This window comes from Streptomyces acidiscabies (assembly GCF_020010905.1).
GTDB classification, from domain to species: domain Bacteria; phylum Actinomycetota; class Actinomycetes; order Streptomycetales; family Streptomycetaceae; genus Streptomyces; species Streptomyces acidiscabies.
Genome location: NZ_JAGJBY010000001.1, coordinates 3,478,133 through 3,494,694 on the forward strand (window position 1 = coordinate 3,478,133; position 16,562 = coordinate 3,494,694).

The 16,562-nt window shown below is 71.7% G+C and carries 14 protein-coding genes; 10 read left to right on the forward strand and 4 right to left on the reverse strand.

The genetic code is table 11. From position 1 onward, the window contains the following. Positions 1-21: 21 nt before the first annotated feature. Positions 22-753, reverse strand: coding sequence for a FadR/GntR family transcriptional regulator (locus J8M50_RS16135; RefSeq protein ID WP_010350275.1), 732 nt, complete (start codon positions 751-753; stop codon positions 22-24). Between the two features lie 134 nt (positions 754-887). Between J8M50_RS16135 and J8M50_RS16140 the strand changes: the two genes are divergently transcribed. The 3 genes from J8M50_RS16140 to J8M50_RS16150 are packed head-to-tail and all read left to right on the forward strand — an operon-like array spanning position 888 to position 4,448. Continuing rightward, on the forward strand, positions 888-2,246 hold the full coding sequence (locus tag J8M50_RS16140) for a glutamine synthetase family protein (RefSeq protein WP_010350274.1): 1,359 nt from the start codon (positions 888-890) through the stop codon (positions 2,244-2,246). A gap of 55 nt (positions 2,247-2,301) precedes the next feature. Further along, positions 2,302-3,669: an aldehyde dehydrogenase family protein gene (locus tag J8M50_RS16145; protein ID WP_010350273.1), complete on the forward strand. Its 1,368-nt coding sequence runs from the start codon at positions 2,302-2,304 to the stop codon at positions 3,667-3,669. After that, positions 3,666-4,448, forward strand: a complete 783-nt coding sequence (locus J8M50_RS16150; RefSeq protein WP_010350272.1) for a 3-oxoacyl-ACP reductase — start codon at positions 3,666-3,668, stop codon at positions 4,446-4,448. The genes J8M50_RS16145 and J8M50_RS16150 overlap by 4 nt, the downstream gene beginning before the upstream one ends. Here J8M50_RS16150 and J8M50_RS16155 read toward each other — a convergent pair. After that, the gene (locus J8M50_RS16155; protein ID WP_010350271.1) at positions 4,445-5,647 is read right to left on the reverse strand and encodes an amino acid deaminase/aldolase; all 1,203 of its coding nucleotides are present in this window, start codon (positions 5,645-5,647) and stop codon (positions 4,445-4,447) included. The genes J8M50_RS16150 and J8M50_RS16155 overlap by 4 nt on opposite strands. 3,296 nt (positions 5,648-8,943) lie before the next feature. Between J8M50_RS16155 and J8M50_RS16160 the strand changes: the two genes are divergently transcribed. Together J8M50_RS16160 and mycP are read left to right on the forward strand one after the other, a co-directional pair. Beyond that, positions 8,944-9,909: a hypothetical protein gene (locus J8M50_RS16160; RefSeq protein ID WP_223786212.1), complete on the forward strand. Its 966-nt coding sequence runs from the start codon at positions 8,944-8,946 to the stop codon at positions 9,907-9,909. Positions 9,910-10,199: 290 nt separating this feature from the next. Next, positions 10,200-11,396 (forward strand): type VII secretion-associated serine protease mycosin, encoded by a 1,197-nt coding sequence (gene mycP / locus J8M50_RS16165; protein WP_010350268.1) that lies wholly within the window; start codon positions 10,200-10,202, stop codon positions 11,394-11,396. A 64-nt stretch (positions 11,397-11,460) separates the two neighbouring features. Here mycP and J8M50_RS16170 read toward each other — a convergent pair whose 3' ends face one another. Continuing rightward, complete coding sequence (locus J8M50_RS16170) at positions 11,461-12,393, reverse strand: serine hydrolase (RefSeq protein WP_029183347.1); 933 nt, start codon at positions 12,391-12,393, stop codon at positions 11,461-11,463. Positions 12,394-12,542: 149 nt separating this feature from the next. On the opposite strand from J8M50_RS16170, the gene J8M50_RS16175 reads away from it, so the two are divergent. Next, positions 12,543-13,274 carry an SseB family protein gene (locus tag J8M50_RS16175; RefSeq protein ID WP_010350266.1) on the forward strand — a complete coding sequence of 244 codons (732 nt, stop codon included), beginning with the start codon at positions 12,543-12,545 and terminating at the stop codon, positions 13,272-13,274. 91 nt (positions 13,275-13,365) lie between these two features. Here J8M50_RS16175 and J8M50_RS16180 read toward each other — a convergent pair whose 3' ends face one another. After that, on the reverse strand, positions 13,366-13,710 hold the full coding sequence (locus tag J8M50_RS16180; protein WP_050987105.1) for a DUF1844 domain-containing protein: 345 nt from the start codon (positions 13,708-13,710) through the stop codon (positions 13,366-13,368). Between the two features lie 375 nt (positions 13,711-14,085). On the opposite strand from J8M50_RS16180, the gene infC reads away from it, so the two are divergent. From infC to J8M50_RS16200, 4 genes are all read left to right on the forward strand, one after another. Further along, positions 14,086-14,823, forward strand: a complete 738-nt coding sequence (infC, locus tag J8M50_RS16185) for a translation initiation factor IF-3 (protein ID WP_075661806.1) — start codon at positions 14,086-14,088, stop codon at positions 14,821-14,823. A gap of 111 nt (positions 14,824-14,934) precedes the next feature. After that, positions 14,935-15,129 (forward strand): 50S ribosomal protein L35, encoded by a 195-nt coding sequence (gene rpmI, locus J8M50_RS16190; protein ID WP_003977225.1) that lies wholly within the window; start codon positions 14,935-14,937, stop codon positions 15,127-15,129. A gap of 94 nt (positions 15,130-15,223) precedes the next feature. Next, complete coding sequence (rplT, locus tag J8M50_RS16195) at positions 15,224-15,607, forward strand: 50S ribosomal protein L20 (RefSeq protein WP_010350261.1); 384 nt, start codon at positions 15,224-15,226, stop codon at positions 15,605-15,607. A gap of 104 nt (positions 15,608-15,711) precedes the next feature. Then, positions 15,712-16,557: a TrmH family RNA methyltransferase gene (locus J8M50_RS16200; protein WP_010350260.1), complete on the forward strand. Its 846-nt coding sequence runs from the start codon at positions 15,712-15,714 to the stop codon at positions 16,555-16,557. The last annotated feature ends 5 nt before the right edge of the window (positions 16,558-16,562 follow it).

Here is a 16,562-nt window from a genome sequence, read left to right on the forward strand (position 1 = left end):
GATACCTTTGCAGAACCGAGGTCAGGTGAGGAAGCCCCGCAGCAGGGCCGCCGTGCCCCCGCAGTGCTCGCGCATGATCTCGCGCGCGGCGTCGGCGTCTCCGTCGAGGACCGCTTCGACGAGGGCCTCGTGCTGGCGCTGGGAGTGTTCGAGGTTGCGGACGAGGAGGGGGATGCAGTCGAGGAGGTCGTTGACCTGCGCGCGGACGGCGGCGTACTGGGCGGTGAGGGAGGGCGAGCCGCAGAGTTCGGCGAGGGTGAGGTGCAGGAGCGTGTCGCGGCGGCGGTAGTCGGCGAGGGGCGCGTCGTGGGTCCCGGCGAGGGCCTCGCGCAGCCGCGTGGCCTGTACGTCGGTGAGGCCGTGGCTCGCGCACAGGCCCGCCGCGCCGACCTCCAGGACCTCGCGGAACCGCAGGACGTCCTCGATGTCGACCTCGGCGATCCGGCGCCGGAGTTCGTCCTCGCCGTCCGCCGAGCGCGGCAGCACGAACGTACCGCCGTACCGCCCCCGCCTCGACTCCAGCAGCCCCTGGTCCTGGAGGACCTTGAGGACCTCGCGCAGGGTCACCCGGCTGATGCCGAGCCGCTCGGCCAACTCCCGTTCCGCAGGCAGCCGTTCGCCGCCGGGGACCAGGCCGAGGCGGACCACCTGGAGGATCTGCTCCAGCGCCTCCTCGAAGCCGTTGCCCGCCCGCACCGGCCGCAGGACCGGCGTCAGCCGGTCACCCGTACCCGTGTTCTTCTCCACCGTCATCCGGCCGTGCCCCCTTCCCAAGCAATGGTTTTCAGCAATACCTTATGGCTCCCGGACGCTTCACGGCCCCCGTACGGCCGCCGAAGCCGAGGACGCCCCACGGGGACGACCTCAAGCCCTAGAGGAGGCCCTCCGTGCCAGACCGCACCGCCCCGCTGCCCGTCGAGGATCTGCACGCCCTGGTCGCGGCGGGCGAGATCGACACGGTCGTCCTCGCCTTCCCCGACATGCAGGGCCGCCTCCAGGGCAAGCGGTTCGCGGCCCGCTTCTTCCTCGACGAGGTACTCCAGCACGGTACGGAGGGCTGCAACTACCTCCTTGCCGTCGACACGGACATGAACACCGTCCGGGGGTACGCCATGTCGTCCTGGGAGAGCGGCTACGGCGACTTCGCGATGCACCCCGACCTCACCACCCTGCGCCGTATCCCCTGGCACCCCGGCACCGCCCTCCTGATCGCCGACCTCGCCTGGGAGGACGGCTCCCCGGTCGGCGCGGCCCCCCGCCAGATCCTGCGCCGCCAGCTGGACCGGCTCACCGAGCTCGGCTGGACCGCGCAGGTCGGCACGGAGCTGGAGTTCATGGTCTTCCGCGACAGCTACGAGCAGGCGTGGGACGCGGGCTACAAGAACCTCACCCCCGTCAACCAGTACAACGTCGACTACTCGATCCTCGGCACCGGCCGGATCGAACCGCTCCTGCGCCGCATCCGCAACGAGATGGCCGGCGCGGGCCTGACCGTCGAGTCCGCCAAGGGCGAGTGCAACCTCGGCCAGCACGAGATCGTCTTCCGCTACGACGAGGCCCTGACCACCTGCGACCAGCACGCCGTCTACAAGACCGGCGCGAAGGAGATTGCGGCGCAGGAGGGCGTATCGCTCACGTTCATGGCCAAGTTCGACGAGCGCGAGGGCAACTCCTGCCATATCCACCTGTCGTTGACGGACGCCGACGGCGCGAACGTCTTCGCGGGTCCGGACGGCATGACGGACACCATGCGGCACTTCCTCGCCGGGCAGCTCGCCGCCCTGCGTGACTTCTCCCTGCTGTACGCGCCCAACATCAACAGCTACAAGCGGTTCCAGCCGGGCTCGTTCGCGCCGACCGCCGTCGCCTGGGGCCGCGACAACCGCACCTGCGCCCTGCGCGTCGTCGGCCACGGCCGCTCCCTGCGCTTCGAGAACCGCCTCCCCGGCGGCGACGTCAACCCGCACCTCGCCGTCGCCGCACTCGTCGCGGCGGGCCTGTACGGCGTCGAGCACAAGCTCGAACTCCCCGACGCCTGCGCGGGGAACGCGTACACCGGCGACTACGAACACGTCCCCACCAGCCTGCGCGAGGCCGCCGACCTCTGGGAGCACAGCCCCATCGCGGAGGCCGCGTTCGGCGAGGAGGTCGTCGCGCACTACCTCAACATGGCGCGCGTGGAACTCGCCGCGTTCGACGCGGCCGTCACGGACTGGGAACTGCGCCGGACCTTCGAACGCCTGTAGAACGGCCCCTGGTTCACCGCTGGTTCACTGTGACACGACTGTGAAAGGTCAGGAATTGTCCGAGCTGATCGTCCTCAACCCGGCCACCGAGGAGGTCGTCGAGAGGGTCCCCGCCGCCGACGCCGCCGAGGTGGACGCGGCCGTCGCCCGCGCGGCGAAGGCCCAGGAGACGTGGGCCGCCCTCGCCCCCGCCGACCGCGCCCGCCTCCTGCGCCGGTTCGCCGACCAAGTCGACGCCCACATCGAGGAGTTGGCGGCGCTGGAGGTCCGCGAGGCCGGGCACACGATCGGCAACGCCCGCTGGGAGGCGGGCAACGCACGCGACCTGCTCCTCTACGCGGCGGGCGGCGTCGAGAGGTTGACGGGCCGTCAGATCCCGGTCGCCGGCGGCCTCGACGTCACCATCCTCGAACCCCTCGGCGTCGTCGGCGTGATCGCGCCCTGGAACTTCCCCATGCCCATTGCCGCTTGGGGCTCCTTCCCGGCGCTCGCGGCAGGCAACGCGGTCGTCCTCAAGCCCGCTGAGACGACCCCGCTCACCGCCCTGCGCCTCGCTCAACTCGCCCTGGATGCAGGCCTTCCCGAGGGCCTCTTCCAAGTCGTCCCCGGCTACGGCAGCATCGCGGGCCGCGCCCTCGTCGACCATCCCGGCGTCGCGAAGATCGTGTTCACCGGCTCGACCCGCACCGGCCGCGAAGTCATGGAACGCTGCGCGAAGTTGGTGAAGCCGGTCACCCTCGAACTCGGCGGCAAGAGCCCCAACGTGGTGTTTGCCGACGCCGACCTGCCGAAAGCCCTCGACCCCTTCTCGTTCCTCGACAACACCGGCCAGGACTGCTGCGCCCGCACCCGCATCCTCGTCCAGGAGAGCGTGTACGACGAGGCGCGCGCGTTCCTCGCCGAGGCCCTCGCGGCCGTCGTCGTCGGCGACCCGGCCGACGAGAAGACCCAGATGGGCCCGCTGATCTCCCGCCAACAGCTCGACCGCGTACGGTCGTTCGTGCCGGACGACGCACCCGGCGCGCTGCGTGGCAGCGCACCCGGCGGCCCCGGGTTCTGGTTCCCGCCGACCGTCCTGACCGCCGAGGCCCCCGACTCGCCCGCCTGCCGCGAGGAGATCTTCGGCCCCGTCGCCGTCCTGCTCCCCTTCACCGACGAGGCCGACGCGATCCGCCTCGCCAACGACACCCCCTACGGCCTCTCCGGCTCCCTGTGGACCCGGGACATCGGCCGCGCGCTGCGGCTCTCACGGGCCGTCAAGGCGGGCAACCTGTCCGTCAACTCCCATTCCAGCGTGCGTTATTCGACCCCCTTCGGGGGCTACAAGCAGTCCGGGGTCGGCCGTGAGCTCGGCCCCGACGCACTCGCCGCCTTCACCGAGACCAAGAACGTCTTCATCAGCACGGAGGACCCCGCACAGTGACCGAGACTCCTGTCTGCCGCCGCCTCGTCGGCCGTACCGCCGTCATCACCGGAGCCGGCAGCGGCATCGGCCTCGCCACCGCCCGCCGCCTCGCCGCCGAGGGCGCACACGTCGTCTGCGCCGACATCGACGAGACCGGCGGAAAGGCCGCCGCCGACGAGGTCGGCGGACTCTTCGTGAAGGTCGACGTCACGAACCCGGAACAGGTCGAGGCGCTCTTCAAGACCGCCTACGACACGTACGGCAGCGTCGACATCGCCTTCAACAACGCCGGGATCTCGCCCCCCGACGACGACTCGATCCTGGAGACCGGGCTCGACGCCTGGAGGCGCGTCCAGGAGGTCAACCTGACGTCCGTGTACCTGTGTTGCAAGGCCGCGCTTCCTTACATGCGGCAGCAGCAGCGGGGTTCGATCATCAACACGGCGTCGTTCGTGGCCAGGATGGGCGCGGCGACCTCGCAGATCTCGTACACCGCGTCCAAGGGCGGCGTCCTCGCCATGTCCCGGGAACTCGGCGTGCAGTTCGCGCGCGAGGGCATCCGGGTCAACGCGCTGTGCCCGGGGCCCGTCAACACGCCTTTGCTGCAAGAGCTGTTCGCCAAGGACCCCGAGCGCGCCGCCCGGCGGCTCGTGCACATCCCCGTGGGCCGGTTCGCCGAGGCCGAGGAGATCGCCGCCGCCGTCGCCTTCCTGGCGAGCGACGACTCCTCGTTCGTCAACGCGACCGACTTCCTTGTGGACGGCGGGATTTCGGGCGCGTACGTGACCCCGCTCTAGAGGAACGTGTGCCCTTCGCCTCGGTAGGTGGGCACCGTCTCCGTGACGGTGTCCCCCTCGATCAGGTGCAACTGGTCGAAACGCTCGCAGAGTTCACCGGCCTTCGCGTGCCGGAACCACACCTTGTCGCCGATCAGCAGATCGTCGGCGGGCGCGCCGAGCAGGGGCGTCTGGACCTCGCCGGGGCCTTCCTGCGGGTCGTACTTGAGACCCTCCGGGAGATACGGCACCGGCAGCCGGTCCACGCCGGGCGCACCCGAGGCCGGGTAGCCGCCGCCGAGGACCGTCACCACGCCGACGCCCGGGCGGCGTACGACCGGCTGCGCGAACAGCGCCGCCGGACGGCCCCTGAACGACGTGTAGTTGTCGAACAGGCGCGGGACGTACAGGCCCGAACCCGCCGCGACCTCGGTGACCGCGTCCTCCGCGACCGTGCTCTCCACGCTGCCCGTGCCGCCGCCGTTCACGAACTCCAGGTCCGGGGCCACCGCCCGTACCGCGCGCACCACTTCGGCCCGGCGTTCCGCGAGTTCGCGGCGGGCGGTGGACTGCATCAGCCTGATCGCGCGCGAGCGGAAGGGGCGGCCGGACACCGCGTCGCCGACGCCCGCGATGTGGCCCTCGTACGCCATGATGCCGACCAGCTTGAAGCCCTGACGCCGGGTCACCGTGCGGGCGAAGTCGGCGAGTTGGGAGGGCGTGCGCAGGGGGGACCTTCTCGCGCCGACCCTGATCCGGCCGCCCAGCATCTGGAGGGCCGTGTCCAACTCCAGGCAGACGCGGATCACTTCACGGCCGTCGCCCCGTGCGGCGTCGATCAGGTCGAGCTGGGCGACGTCGTCGACCATGACCGTCACGGCGGCGGCGAGCTTCGGGTCGGCCGCCAGTTCCCCGTACCCGGTGCGGTCCGCCGACGGGTACGCCAGCAGGACGTCCTCGAAGCCCGAGCGGGCCAGCCACAGGGACTCCGCCAGCGTGAACGACATCAGCCCCGCGAAGCCGTCCCTCGTGAGCACCCGCTCCAGCAGGGCCCGGCACCGGACGGACTTGCTCGCCACCCGGACCGGCTTCCCCCCGGCCCGGCGGCGCAGGTCCTCCGCGTTCGCGTCGAACGCGTCCAGATCGACGATCGCGAGGGGAGCGTCCAGATGAGCGGTGGCCCGGTCGTAACGGGCCCGGTCGGCGGCGCGCACAGTCATGCACGCAGCCTGCCAGACGCGATTACCGCAGGGTAGGGGGACGATACGGGCAGATGCCCCGGGGTGGTGGTACGGGTTCTCCCTCCCCCCACGACAAGCCGTAGAGTGACGCGCACGCACGAGGTACGGCTCCGGCCGGGATGCCGGTCGACCTGTGCGGGTATGCGTGCCCGAGGGAACCACCGTCCACCGGGACGCCGCCGCTCGCGGGGTGGCTCGGTACGAGGAAAAAACGGGGGGTGCACTTGAGCACGCAAGCGCGGCGCCCTCCGGCGGATCACACGGTTTCGGAAGGGGCGTCCTTGAGGGAGGGGTCTGCGGGGGCGGGGGACGGGCGTGTTGTGGGGGGTGAGGCTTGGGATGAGGTGAGTGAGGAGGGGGGTTGGGGGGAGGGTGTCGCCGGGGATGGCGTGAGTGAGGGTGCTGGTGGGGATGTTTTTCCGCCGCCGCAGGCTTCTGCCCGGTTTCCGGACGTGGCGCCTTCGGCTCCTCGGCCGGGTGAGGGTGGGGGCAGGCGGGGGGCGCAGCCAGGCGGTGGCGGTACGTCTTCTGGCGCGGACTTCGGTGCCGGTGCCGCTTTCTCCGAGGCTGGGTTGAGCGCCGACGGCACGTTTCCTGGCGGCGCTTCCTCCGACGCCGGGTTGTCCAGCGCAGCGTTCAGCGTCGACGGTGTTCGTCCGTACGTCTCCCGTGCCGCGCAGGCGTCGAGCGGTGACACTCCGGGTTCGCCCGCTTCCGGTAGTGCCTGGACGCCGTTCTCGCGTAGCCGGATGGCTCCGCCGAGCAGCCCTTCCGGTGAGTCGCCTGCCCGCCCGGTCCCGACGGACACTCCGGCCTGGACGCCGACGTCCTCGGTACGTCCCCCCGAGTTCGACGTCCCGTTCCCCTCGGGCGGCACGGCCTCACCCCGTCCGACGCCGGCATACGACGACCGGCCGCAGGACGACGCCACCCCACCGCGCCCCACGGTGCCGCCGCGTCCTCGGTCCGCGCCGGAGGTGTCGTACGCGGCTTCCGCCTCGCCGGAGCGGGGCGGTTCCGCGCCGGGACGGACCTCGGAGGCCCCGACCCGCTCCGGGCCTGCGACGGATTCCACCCCTCCGGACTCGGCACACCCCTCGGAGTCTCCACGCGCCCCTGGCCGGCCCACTTCGGACTCGGGACGAGCCCCGGAGCCTCCGTCCCGCTCGGGCTCGGTGGCAGGTCGGGCTTCTTCAGACTCGGGACGGGCTCCGGAGCCTCTGTCCCGCTCGGGCTCGGTGGCAGGTCGGGCTTCTTCAGACTCGGGACAGTTCTCGGGTTCTCCGTCCCGCTCGGGCTCCGTGACAGGTCAGACCTCTTCAGACTCGGGGCAGCCCTCGGACTCTCCACTCCGCCCCGGCTCCGTGGCAGGTCGGTTTTCTTCAGGTTCAGGGCAGGCCCAGGCGTCCCCGTCCCATCCCGGCTCCGTGGCAGGTCCGACTTCTTCGAGTTCGGGACAGGCCCCGAGTTCTCCGTCCCGCCCCGGCTCCGTGGCAGGCGGCTCGGGCTCGGGAGGGACCTCGGGGTCTTCGTCTCGCCCGGACTCCGGGACAGGTCCGACCTCCTCGGGCTCGGTACAGGAAGAGGGCTCCGGCATGCCGCCCCGCCGTTCCGGCTCCGGTGCGCAGGAGGAGGGCCGGGCCTTCTCGTCGGGTGCTGGGGCTCAGGGGCGGGTGGCTTCGTCGTACGGCGCGGATGCTTCGGGGCGGAGCGATTCGTCGTATGGCGCCGAGGGGTTCGACCGGGCTGCTTCGCGGTATGGCGCCGAGGGTCCCGACCAAGCTGCTTCGCTGTACGGCGTCGAAGGGTCTGACCGGGCTGCTTCGTCGTACGGCGCTGAGGGTTCCGACCAGGCCGCCTCCCCGTACGGCGCTTCCCCGCGCCCGGGGAACCCGGCGGTGCCCGGGGCGGGCTCGTCATACGCGGCGTCCAGGGCGCCGTACGCAGCTTCCGGCCAGGACGCCGGACGAGGCACTCCGGCGACGAAGCACCAGGACACCGCACCGCACTCCAGCACCCCGAACCCTGATAGCTGGACCACTTCACCCCGCACCCAGGCCCCCGAGGGCACCCGGCCCGCAGAGCCCGGCCGAGCCACAACCCCTCACCTGCCCGGCCCCCCGACACCGGAGAACCACCACACCGCACCGCGCCCGACCGCAGGACCCGCGTCGGATGGACGTCACGCTGAGCCCCGCCCGGGGACGGCACCTGAGTCGGAGAGCCCTGTCGCCCCACCGCGCCCGGCCACCGCGCCTGAGTCGGAGAGCCGCGCTGTCCCACCGCGTCCGGCAGGCGCCCCGGCGCCGGAGGGCCGCCGCGCTGAGCCCGGCCCAGCCAGGGGGCCCGTGCCGGAGAGTCCCTTCGTCCCGCCACGCTCGGCCTCGGGGCCCGCGTCGGACGGGCGTCGCGTTGAGTCCGGCTCGGTGTCTGGGTCTGGGATGGGGGGTCACTTTGCCTCGCCACGTTCCGGCGCTGCGTCCGGGTCGGAGAGCTCCTCTGTTCCGCCGCGCCCGGCGGGCACTCCCGCGTCGGAGGGGCACCGTGTCGAGTCTCGCTCGGCCACTGCGCCCGGGTCGGGCAGTCGTCCTGCCTCTCCTCGTCCCACCACCGCCCCGGGGTCGGAGAGCCGCGCTGTCTCACCGCGTCCGACAGACGCCCCGGCGCCGGAGGGCCGCCGCGCTGAGCCCGGCCCAGCCAGGGGGCCCGTGCCGGAGAGCCACCGTGCCGCAGCCCGCCCCGCCACGGGGCCTGCGTCGGAGAGTCCTGTAGCCCCGTCGCGCCGCCCGGCCACGGAGCCCGCTTCCGAGCGCCCCGTCCCCCCGCCGCGCCCGGCCGCCACTCCCGCGTCCGAGAGCCAGCCCTCCCAAGCCGCCGAACCCACCCACCCCATCCCCCCGCGCCCCTCCACCCCACCCAAGTCCGCGCGGCCCGGTACCACCCGTGGCACCCCCGAACAGAACCCCCCGATGCCGTCGCCCACGACCGTCCCGAACCCGACGCCCCCGACCTCCTCCGGGCGCGCCGGCGAGCACCCGGCTCCCGCGACCGGCGGATCCCCCCGCCCCCCGGCCCCGCAGCCCACGACGGACACCCCCGGCGCCGCCCGCAACGCCAGGCCTCCAGCCTCCGCAGCGCCCCCGACTTCCATGGCGCCCCTGGACTCGCCAGCGCCCTCGGCCTCCGCCGTGCCTTCAAACTCGGCAGCGCACCCGGCCTCCGCCGCGCCTTCGAACTCCACAGCACCCCCAGCCTCCACAGCGCCCCCAGCCTCCATGGCATCCCCGACCTCCTTCAGCGCCCCTTCAGGCACCCCCGCCGCCCCCTCGGCCCCCCACCACACCCCCAACCACCCCACACCTCCCCGCACCTCCCCCTCCCCCCTGCCCCCCCACCTCACCCCCGACCCCTCCCTCTCCTGGACCGCCACCCCCACCCCCCCGACGGCCCCCGCCTTCGGTGAGCGCTTCGAAGGCGTCGCCCCCCAACCCCCCTTCGCCCGTGGCCGCATAGCCGCCGCAGCCGCCTGCGTCGTCCTCGGTCTGGGTCTCATCGGCGGTGCGGTCACCGGTAGTTGGCTGGTCGGGGACAACGCGGCGGCGGCCAGCGGGAGTTACGCGGCGGCCGGGGCGATCTGGCACAGCGTCCCCGTGGACCAGCTGTTCCCGGTGACGGTGGACGGACAGGGCGCGGGCCCCGGCGGCGCGGACAGGACGTGGACGAGGATCGGCGTCGCCCCGGACGCGGGCTGCGCGAACGCGTTCGACCCCCTGCTCACACAGGTCCTCGCCCCGGTCGGCTGCGACCGCCTCCTGCGGGCGACGTACGTGGACGCGACGCAGAGTTACGTCACCACCGTCGGCCTCCTGTTCACGACCGCCGACGCGACCCGCATGCGCGAGCTGGACACGAGGTTCGAGAAGGAGGGCCTGGCCCGCCGTACGGACCTGATGCCCCGCCCGTACGCCGCCCCGAACACCCTCGCCGCCCGCTTCGGCACCGCACAGCGCGCGTCATGGACGGTGTCGGTCCTGACGGACGCGCCCGTGGTGGTCTACGCCGTATCCGGCTGGGCGGACAACCGCACGGTCGACACCCCCCAGCCCGCCGCCGAGGCGACCGCGACCGGCGCAACGTCGTCCGTGGCCCAGTCGGGCCTGGGCAACGAGGCCAAGGGCCTCGCGGACCGCATCGAACGAACCCTGCGCAAGGCCGCCGCCCCGACGGAGCAGCCGTCATGACCACCCACGGAAACGAATCGCCCCCCGCAACGAACAACGCCCCCACCGACTCGCGAACCGCTCCGCACACCCGCCGAGCGACCCCGGTCCCGGCCATGAGCAGCCACCACACCGATTCACCGACCGCCCCGCACACCCGCCGGGCCGACACGGGTACTCGCTGCGGAGACTCACCGCCGACCGCTCCGCCCCCCGCCCCGAGCGGCCCCCACCCCGAGCCCCCGCCCGCCGCACACACCCGCCGAACGAACCCACCCCCCGCCACAAGCAACCCCACCGCCACCCCCACCATGCACACCCCACCCCCCTTCACCACCCGCCGCCGCACCACCTGCCGCGCCGCCCTCCTCGGCTGTCTCCTCGCCGCCGCAGTCGCCCTCGTCCCCCCGACCACCGCCTACGCCGACGGCATACGCGGCCAGCAGTGGGCCCTGGAAGCGATGCACACGCAAGAGGCGTGGCGGACGACCAAGGGCGCCGGGATCACCGTCGCCGTGCTGGACACCGGCGTCGAGGCCGATCACCCCGACCTCGACGGCAATGTCCTGCCCGCGAAGGACCTCGTCGGGTTCGGGGCCGTGCCGGGGCAGCGGGCCTGGGCCCGGCACGGTACCGCGATGGCCGGGATCATCGCAGGCCACGGGCACGGGTACGACAACGGCGACGGCGTCATGGGCATCGCCCCGGAGGCGAAGATCCTCCCCGTCAGGGTGATCCTGGAGGACGGCGACCCGGCCCGCACGCGCGCGAGGAACACTCGCGGCAACGCCCTCGCCGAAGGCATCCGCTGGGCCGCAGACCAGGGCGCCGACGTCATCAACCTCTCCCTCGGCGACGACTCGGAGTCCGCGCACCCCGAGCCCGCCGAGGACGAGGCCGTCCAGTACGCGCTGAAGAAGGGCTCGGTCGTCGTCGCCTCCGCAGGGAACGGCGGCGACAAGGGCGACCACATCTCGTACCCGGCCGCCTACCCCGGCGTCATCGCCGCGACGGCCGTCGACAAGAACGGCGTACGCGCCTCCTTCTCCACCCGCCGCTGGTACGCGACGGTCAGCGCCCCCGGCGTGGACGTCGTGATCGCCGACCCCGACCACAAGTACTACGAGGGCTGGGGCACAAGCGCGGCGGCGGCCTTCGTCTCCGGCGCGGTCGCACTCATCAAGTCCGCGCACCCCGGCCTGACCCCGGCGCAGATCAAGAACGTCCTGGAGTCCACCGCCCGCGACGCCCCCACCGGCGGCCGGGACGACTCCCGGGGCTACGGCTTCATCGACCCCGCCGCCGCGATCAGGGCCGCCGAGAAACTCAAGCCGGAGGGCCTGACCTCCCAGTCGTACGGCAAGGAGTACTTCGGCACGGGCCCCGACAAGGAGAAGGACGACCCCGACACGTCGGGTTGGGCGGGCCCGCTGGCGGGAGGCGCCGGGGGAGTGCTGCTGGTGGCGTCGGTGGTGCTGTGGCGGGGCCGGCGGCGTACGGAGTTCTAGCGGTACGACCTTGGCGGGGCGGGCCGCAGGGCACCAAGCCCCATCGCCCCACCGCTGCCACCCCCTACGCCCCCGCCGCGAACGCCCCCACCGCCGCCCGCGCCACCTCCTCCACCAGCGACACCCCCGCCGCCATGCTCACACTCCCGTCCGACAACACCGCCACCAGATACCCCCCACCCCCAGCCGACACCCGCCCGATGCTGTTCACATCCCACAACCCCGTCGTACTCCGCGCGAGCCACCCGTTCTTCAGCGCCCACCCCGCCCCCTGCGCGGCAGCCGACACCCCCCACGCCTGATCCGCCTCGACCTGCGCCATCAGCCCACGGACGTACTCACGGGAAGCGTCACTCAACTTCGACGACTCCCCGAACACCTGCTGAAGCAGCGCGAGTTGATCGGCGGCAGTCGTCTGCGTGAGCCCCCACAACGCCCCCTCCCCACCCTCCGTACCGGTCATCCCGAACCGGTCGTTGGCCGCGTCGAGGCCCTCCGCCTGGCCGATGGTGTTCCACAGGGCGCTCGCCGAGTCGTTGTCGCTGTTCTCGATCATCAGGGTGGCGTACGACCTCTCCTGCGCGGTGAGCTTGCGTCCCGCGTCCTGCGCCTGGAGCAGCAGCGCCGCGAGGATGTCGACCTTCACGATGCTGGCCGTGTCGAACGCGGCCTCCCCGTACACGGCACTGTCCCCGGAGGCCAGATCGAGCACCCCCACGGACACGGCGGCGTCACCGGGGACGCTGATCGCCCCCATCGCCGTCTTCAGCGACGCGGTGCGGTCGGGCTCCGGCACAGGCTCCTCCTGGGTACGCGCGGCCGGCGAGGACGTCGCCGCCGGGGCCGAGGATACGGGGGTGCCGTGACCGTCGTCGTGGGTCTTCACGTACGCCGTCCCGCAGGCCATCGCGATGACGGCGAGCATGGACAGCAGGAGTGTCCGGCGCCGGGAGGAGGAGCGGGCGCGGTGGCGGCGTACGGCTCTGGAGGGCTCCATCCCGCGATGCTGGGGGCGGTGGCTGTGTCTCCCGTGAGACGGACGTTAGAGCCGTGTCAGGGATTCCTGAGAAAACTGTGAAACCGGTGACCACGGGGTTACCGGCCCCGCACAACCGCAGCAGCATCCCCCCGATAGGGTCGACGACCGTGGCGAACAAGAACATTCCCGACCCCGGCTTCCCCGACGACGACGGCACGGCCGACCCGGCACTCACGGCGGCGCTCGCGGCATGGACGCAGGACCGCACGAAGGTCCCCGCGATCCTCACGGCCCTGAAGACCGCGCGCCTCCTGGTCCCGGTGGTGGCGGTCCTCGGCGAGGTGGAGGAGGACGAGAACGGCCTACGCCACGAAAAAACGAGCGACATGGCGATCCCCACGCTGAAGGCGGGCCCGCGCAAGGCACTCCCGGCATTCACATCGACGGCGTCCCTGTCCCAGTGGGACCCCCAGGCCCGCCCGGTACCGGTCCGCCTCCACCAGGCCCTGGAGGCGGCGGCCCACGAAAAGGCGGACACGGTGATCCTGGACTTGGCGGGCCCGATCCCCTTCGAACTGACGGGCCAAACCCTGCTGGCCTTGGCGGAGGGCCGCACAACAACGAACCCACTGGAGGACCCGGCGGTACGCGAGGCGGTACGGGCAGCAGTGGCATCGGAACCGGCGGTCCAGCGCGCGTACCTGGGCCCGGGAGAGTCGGACGGCACACTGGCACTGGTCCTGACGGACGACGCCGTACCGGCGAAGACGGCACAAGCAGTGGCGGAACGCCTGGCGGCGGACGAAAGGCTGAGGGCGAGGCTGGTGCGGGGCCTGGACCTGGCGCTGCTGCCGCCGGAGGCGAACCCGCCGGGTGAGCCTTTGTTCGTACGAGCGTGACGCTCGACCGCCGGCCCGCTGCGGGTCTTTTAGGGGCGCGGGGAACTGCGCGACCAGCCCCCACCGGCCGGCAGCCGAAACTCAACCCGTCTTAGCCGTAAACCGGCCCGGTGTACTTCTCGCCCGGCCCCTGCCCCACCTCGTCCGGCACAACAGAAGCCTCCTGGAACGCCAGCTGAAGAGACTTCAACCCGTCCCGCAACGGCGCCGCATGAAACGAACTGATCTCCGTGGCCGACGCGTCAAGAAGCCCCGCCAGCGCACTGATCAACTTCCGCGCCTCGTCGAGATCCTTGAACTTCTCGCCCTCCTCGGTCAACCCGAGCTTGACCGCCGCCGCGCTCATGAGGTTGACGGCGACCGTCACGATGACCTCGACGGCGGGGACCTCGGCGATGTCGCGGGTCATTTCGTTGAAGTCGGGGTTGTCACTCATGGGGAACACGATAGGGGGAGGCGGCACAGGGTCCACCACGGAGCCCGGATTGGCCAGCACCGACGCGAACTGTTAACGTTGGAGAACGACCGGCTGGGCATGACTGTGCCCGGCCCACAAGTGGAGGCTTCGAACTCCCACCCGACCACCCCCAGGGGCGGCGGGTCACCGGTCAGACGGCCGTCCCTCGTGGGGGCGCCGCCGTCCGATGAGTACGCCCCGCGATCCCCGCGGCGGTGTTCCGGTAGTTCGAGGAACCCCGCATGTGATCGTCCGGGGCATTTTTTCTGCCTCGGCATGGTTGAAGGTCTTTAAGAGACAGACGTTACGCGGCGCCCGACGGAGGGAGTCGCGTGGTGCAACCGAGGAGGACTCATCAGCGCCGAGCCCCGCATCAACGACCGGATTCGCGTTCCCGAGGTGCGACTTGTCGGTCCCAGTGGCGAGCAGGTGGGCATCGTCCCCCTGGCCAAGGCACTGGAGCTTGCGCAGGAGTACGACCTGGACCTGGTCGAGGTCGCGGCGAACGCCCGCCCGCCGGTCTGCAAGCTCATGGACTACGGGAAGTTCAAGTACGAGTCGGCCATGAAGGCCCGTGAGGCGCGCAAGAACCAGGCGCACACGGTCATCAAGGAGATGAAGCTCCGGCCGAAGATCGACCCGCACGACTATGACACCAAGAAGGGTCACGTCGTCCGGTTCCTCAAGCAGGGCGACAAGGTCAAGATCACGATCATGTTCCGCGGCCGTGAGCAGTCCCGCCCGGAGCTGGGCTACCGCCTGCTCCAGCGGCTCGCTTCGGACGTCGAGGACCTCGGGTTCATCGAGTCGAACCCGAAGCAGGACGGCCGAAACATGATCATGGTTCTCGGTCCGCACAAGAAGAAGACCGAGGCCATGGCCGAGGCACGTCAGGCGCAGGAGGCCCGCAAGGCCGAGGCGAAGGCCAACCCCGGCCGCTCGCAGAACGCCGCCGACGCCGACGCCGTGAACGCCGACGTCCATGACCTCGACGAGACCGACGAGTTCGACGAGACCGACGAGTTCGACGACGACGCCGTCGAGATCGACGAGGTCGCCGAGACCCCTGCCGAGGCTCCCGCCGAGGCGTGATCCACGGGACGCGAGTCCCCCGGATCGAACCGACAGAACAGCGACGCTCCACCCCGTGCCCGGTTTCACGACCGGGCACCGGAGCGCCACCGACGAGGAGAGTACGGCGCCATGCCGAAGAACAAGTCGCACAGCGGTGCCAGCAAGCGCTTCAAGATCACGGGCTCCGGCAAGGTGCTGCGCGAGCGCGCCGGCAAGCGCCACCTGCTTGAGCACAAGTCGTCCCGCGTGACGCGCCGCCTCACCGGCAACGCCGAGATGGCCCCGGGCGACGCCGCGAAGATCAAGAAGCTTCTCGGCAAGTGACGTACGGCGCCTAGCGCCCTACGCCTTACACCGGGACCCCATCGATACCGGGTCGTGTGAGTCCAACCACGGCCCCGCTACAAGGAGTTAACAAGTGGCACGCGTCAAGCGGGCAGTCAACGCCCACAAGAAGCGCCGGGCGATCCTCGAAGCAGCCTCCGGCTACCGTGGTCAGCGTTCGCGCCTGTACCGCAAGGCCAAGGAGCAGGTCACCCACTCGCTGGTCTACAACTACAACGACCGCAAGAAGCGCAAGGGTGACTTCCGTCAGCTGTGGATCCAGCGCATCAACGCCGCTGCCCGCGCGAACGGCATCACGTACAACCGCTTCATCCAGGGTCTGAAGGCCGCGAACGTCGAGGTCGACCGCAAGATCCTGGCCGAGCTGGCCGTGAACGACGCCAACGCGTTCGCCGCGCTCGTCGAGGTCGCCCAGAAGGCGCTTCCGGCCGACGTGAACGCCCCCAAGGCCGCGTGACGCTGGCGCTGGCCTAGGCCGACGTAACTTGACGGACCCGTGGGTTTTCCCCGCGGGTCCGTTGTGCTGAGTGCGGAACCGAATTTCCTGAGGTGAGAGAAGCCATGCCCCCCTTGACCCCCGAGCTCATCTCCCCCCGTTCCCCCCGCGTCGCCGCCGCCCGGCGGCTCGCCAAGCGGAACTTCCGGAGCAAGGAGCGGCTGTTCCTCGCGGAGGGGCCGCAGGCGGTGCGGGAGGCGGCCAAGGGGACGCTGGTCGAGCTGTTCGCGACCGTGGAGGCGGCCGAGCGGTACGCCGACGTCGTCGGGGACGCGCGGGACGCGGGCGTACGGGTCCACCTCGCCGACGAGCAGGTCGTCGCCGACATCTCCACCACCGTCACCCCGCAGGGCCTCGTCGGGATCTGCCGGTTCCTGGACACGCCCTTCGAGGAGATCCTCGCCGCCCGGCCGAGGCTCGTCGCCGTCCTCGCGCACGTACGCGACCCCGGGAACGCCGGTACGGTCCTGCGGTGCGCGGACGCGGCCGGCGCGGAGGCCGTCGTCCTCACCGATGCCTCGGTGGACCTGTACAACCCTAAGGCCGTACGCGCGTCCGTCGGATCGCTGTTCCACCTCCCCGTCGCCGTCGGTGTGCCGATCGAGCGGGCCGTGGAAGGGCTGAAGGCGGCCGGGGTCAGGATTCTCGCGGCCGACGGGGCGGGTCAGGACGACCTGGACGACGAGCTGGACAAGGGGACGATGGGCGGCCCGACGGCCTGGGTGTTCGGGAACGAGGCGTGGGGGCTCCCGGAGGAGACCAGGGGGCTCGCGGACGCCGTCGTGCGCGTCCCTATCCACGGAAAGGCTGAAAGTCTGAACCTGGCCACCGCCGCCGCCGTATGTCTCTATGCGTCAGCCCGTGCACAGCGCGCCTCAGGAGGGTGCCGCAGCGTCACCGAGAACTTGTAGGGTGA

Bases quoted from the DNA above. Each gene is read 5' to 3' on its own strand.
- J8M50_RS16135 (WP_010350275.1), bottom strand. From the start codon at position 753: ATGACGGTGGAGAAGAACACGGGTACGGGTGACCGGCTGACGCCGGTC.
- J8M50_RS16155 (WP_010350271.1), bottom strand. From the start codon at position 5,647: ATGACTGTGCGCGCCGCCGACCGGGCCCGTTACGACCGGGCCACCGCT.
- J8M50_RS16160 (WP_223786212.1), top strand. From the start codon at position 8,944: ATGGCATCCCCGACCTCCTTCAGCGCCCCTTCAGGCACCCCCGCCGCC.
- mycP (WP_010350268.1), top strand. From the start codon at position 10,200: ATGCACACCCCACCCCCCTTCACCACCCGCCGCCGCACCACCTGCCGC.
- J8M50_RS16170 (WP_029183347.1), bottom strand. From the start codon at position 12,393: ATGGAGCCCTCCAGAGCCGTACGCCGCCACCGCGCCCGCTCCTCCTCC.
- J8M50_RS16180 (WP_050987105.1), bottom strand. From the start codon at position 13,710: ATGAGTGACAACCCCGACTTCAACGAAATGACCCGCGACATCGCCGAG.
- rpmI (WP_003977225.1), top strand. From the start codon at position 14,935: ATGCCGAAGAACAAGTCGCACAGCGGTGCCAGCAAGCGCTTCAAGATC.
- J8M50_RS16200 (WP_010350260.1), top strand. From the start codon at position 15,712: ATGCCCCCCTTGACCCCCGAGCTCATCTCCCCCCGTTCCCCCCGCGTC.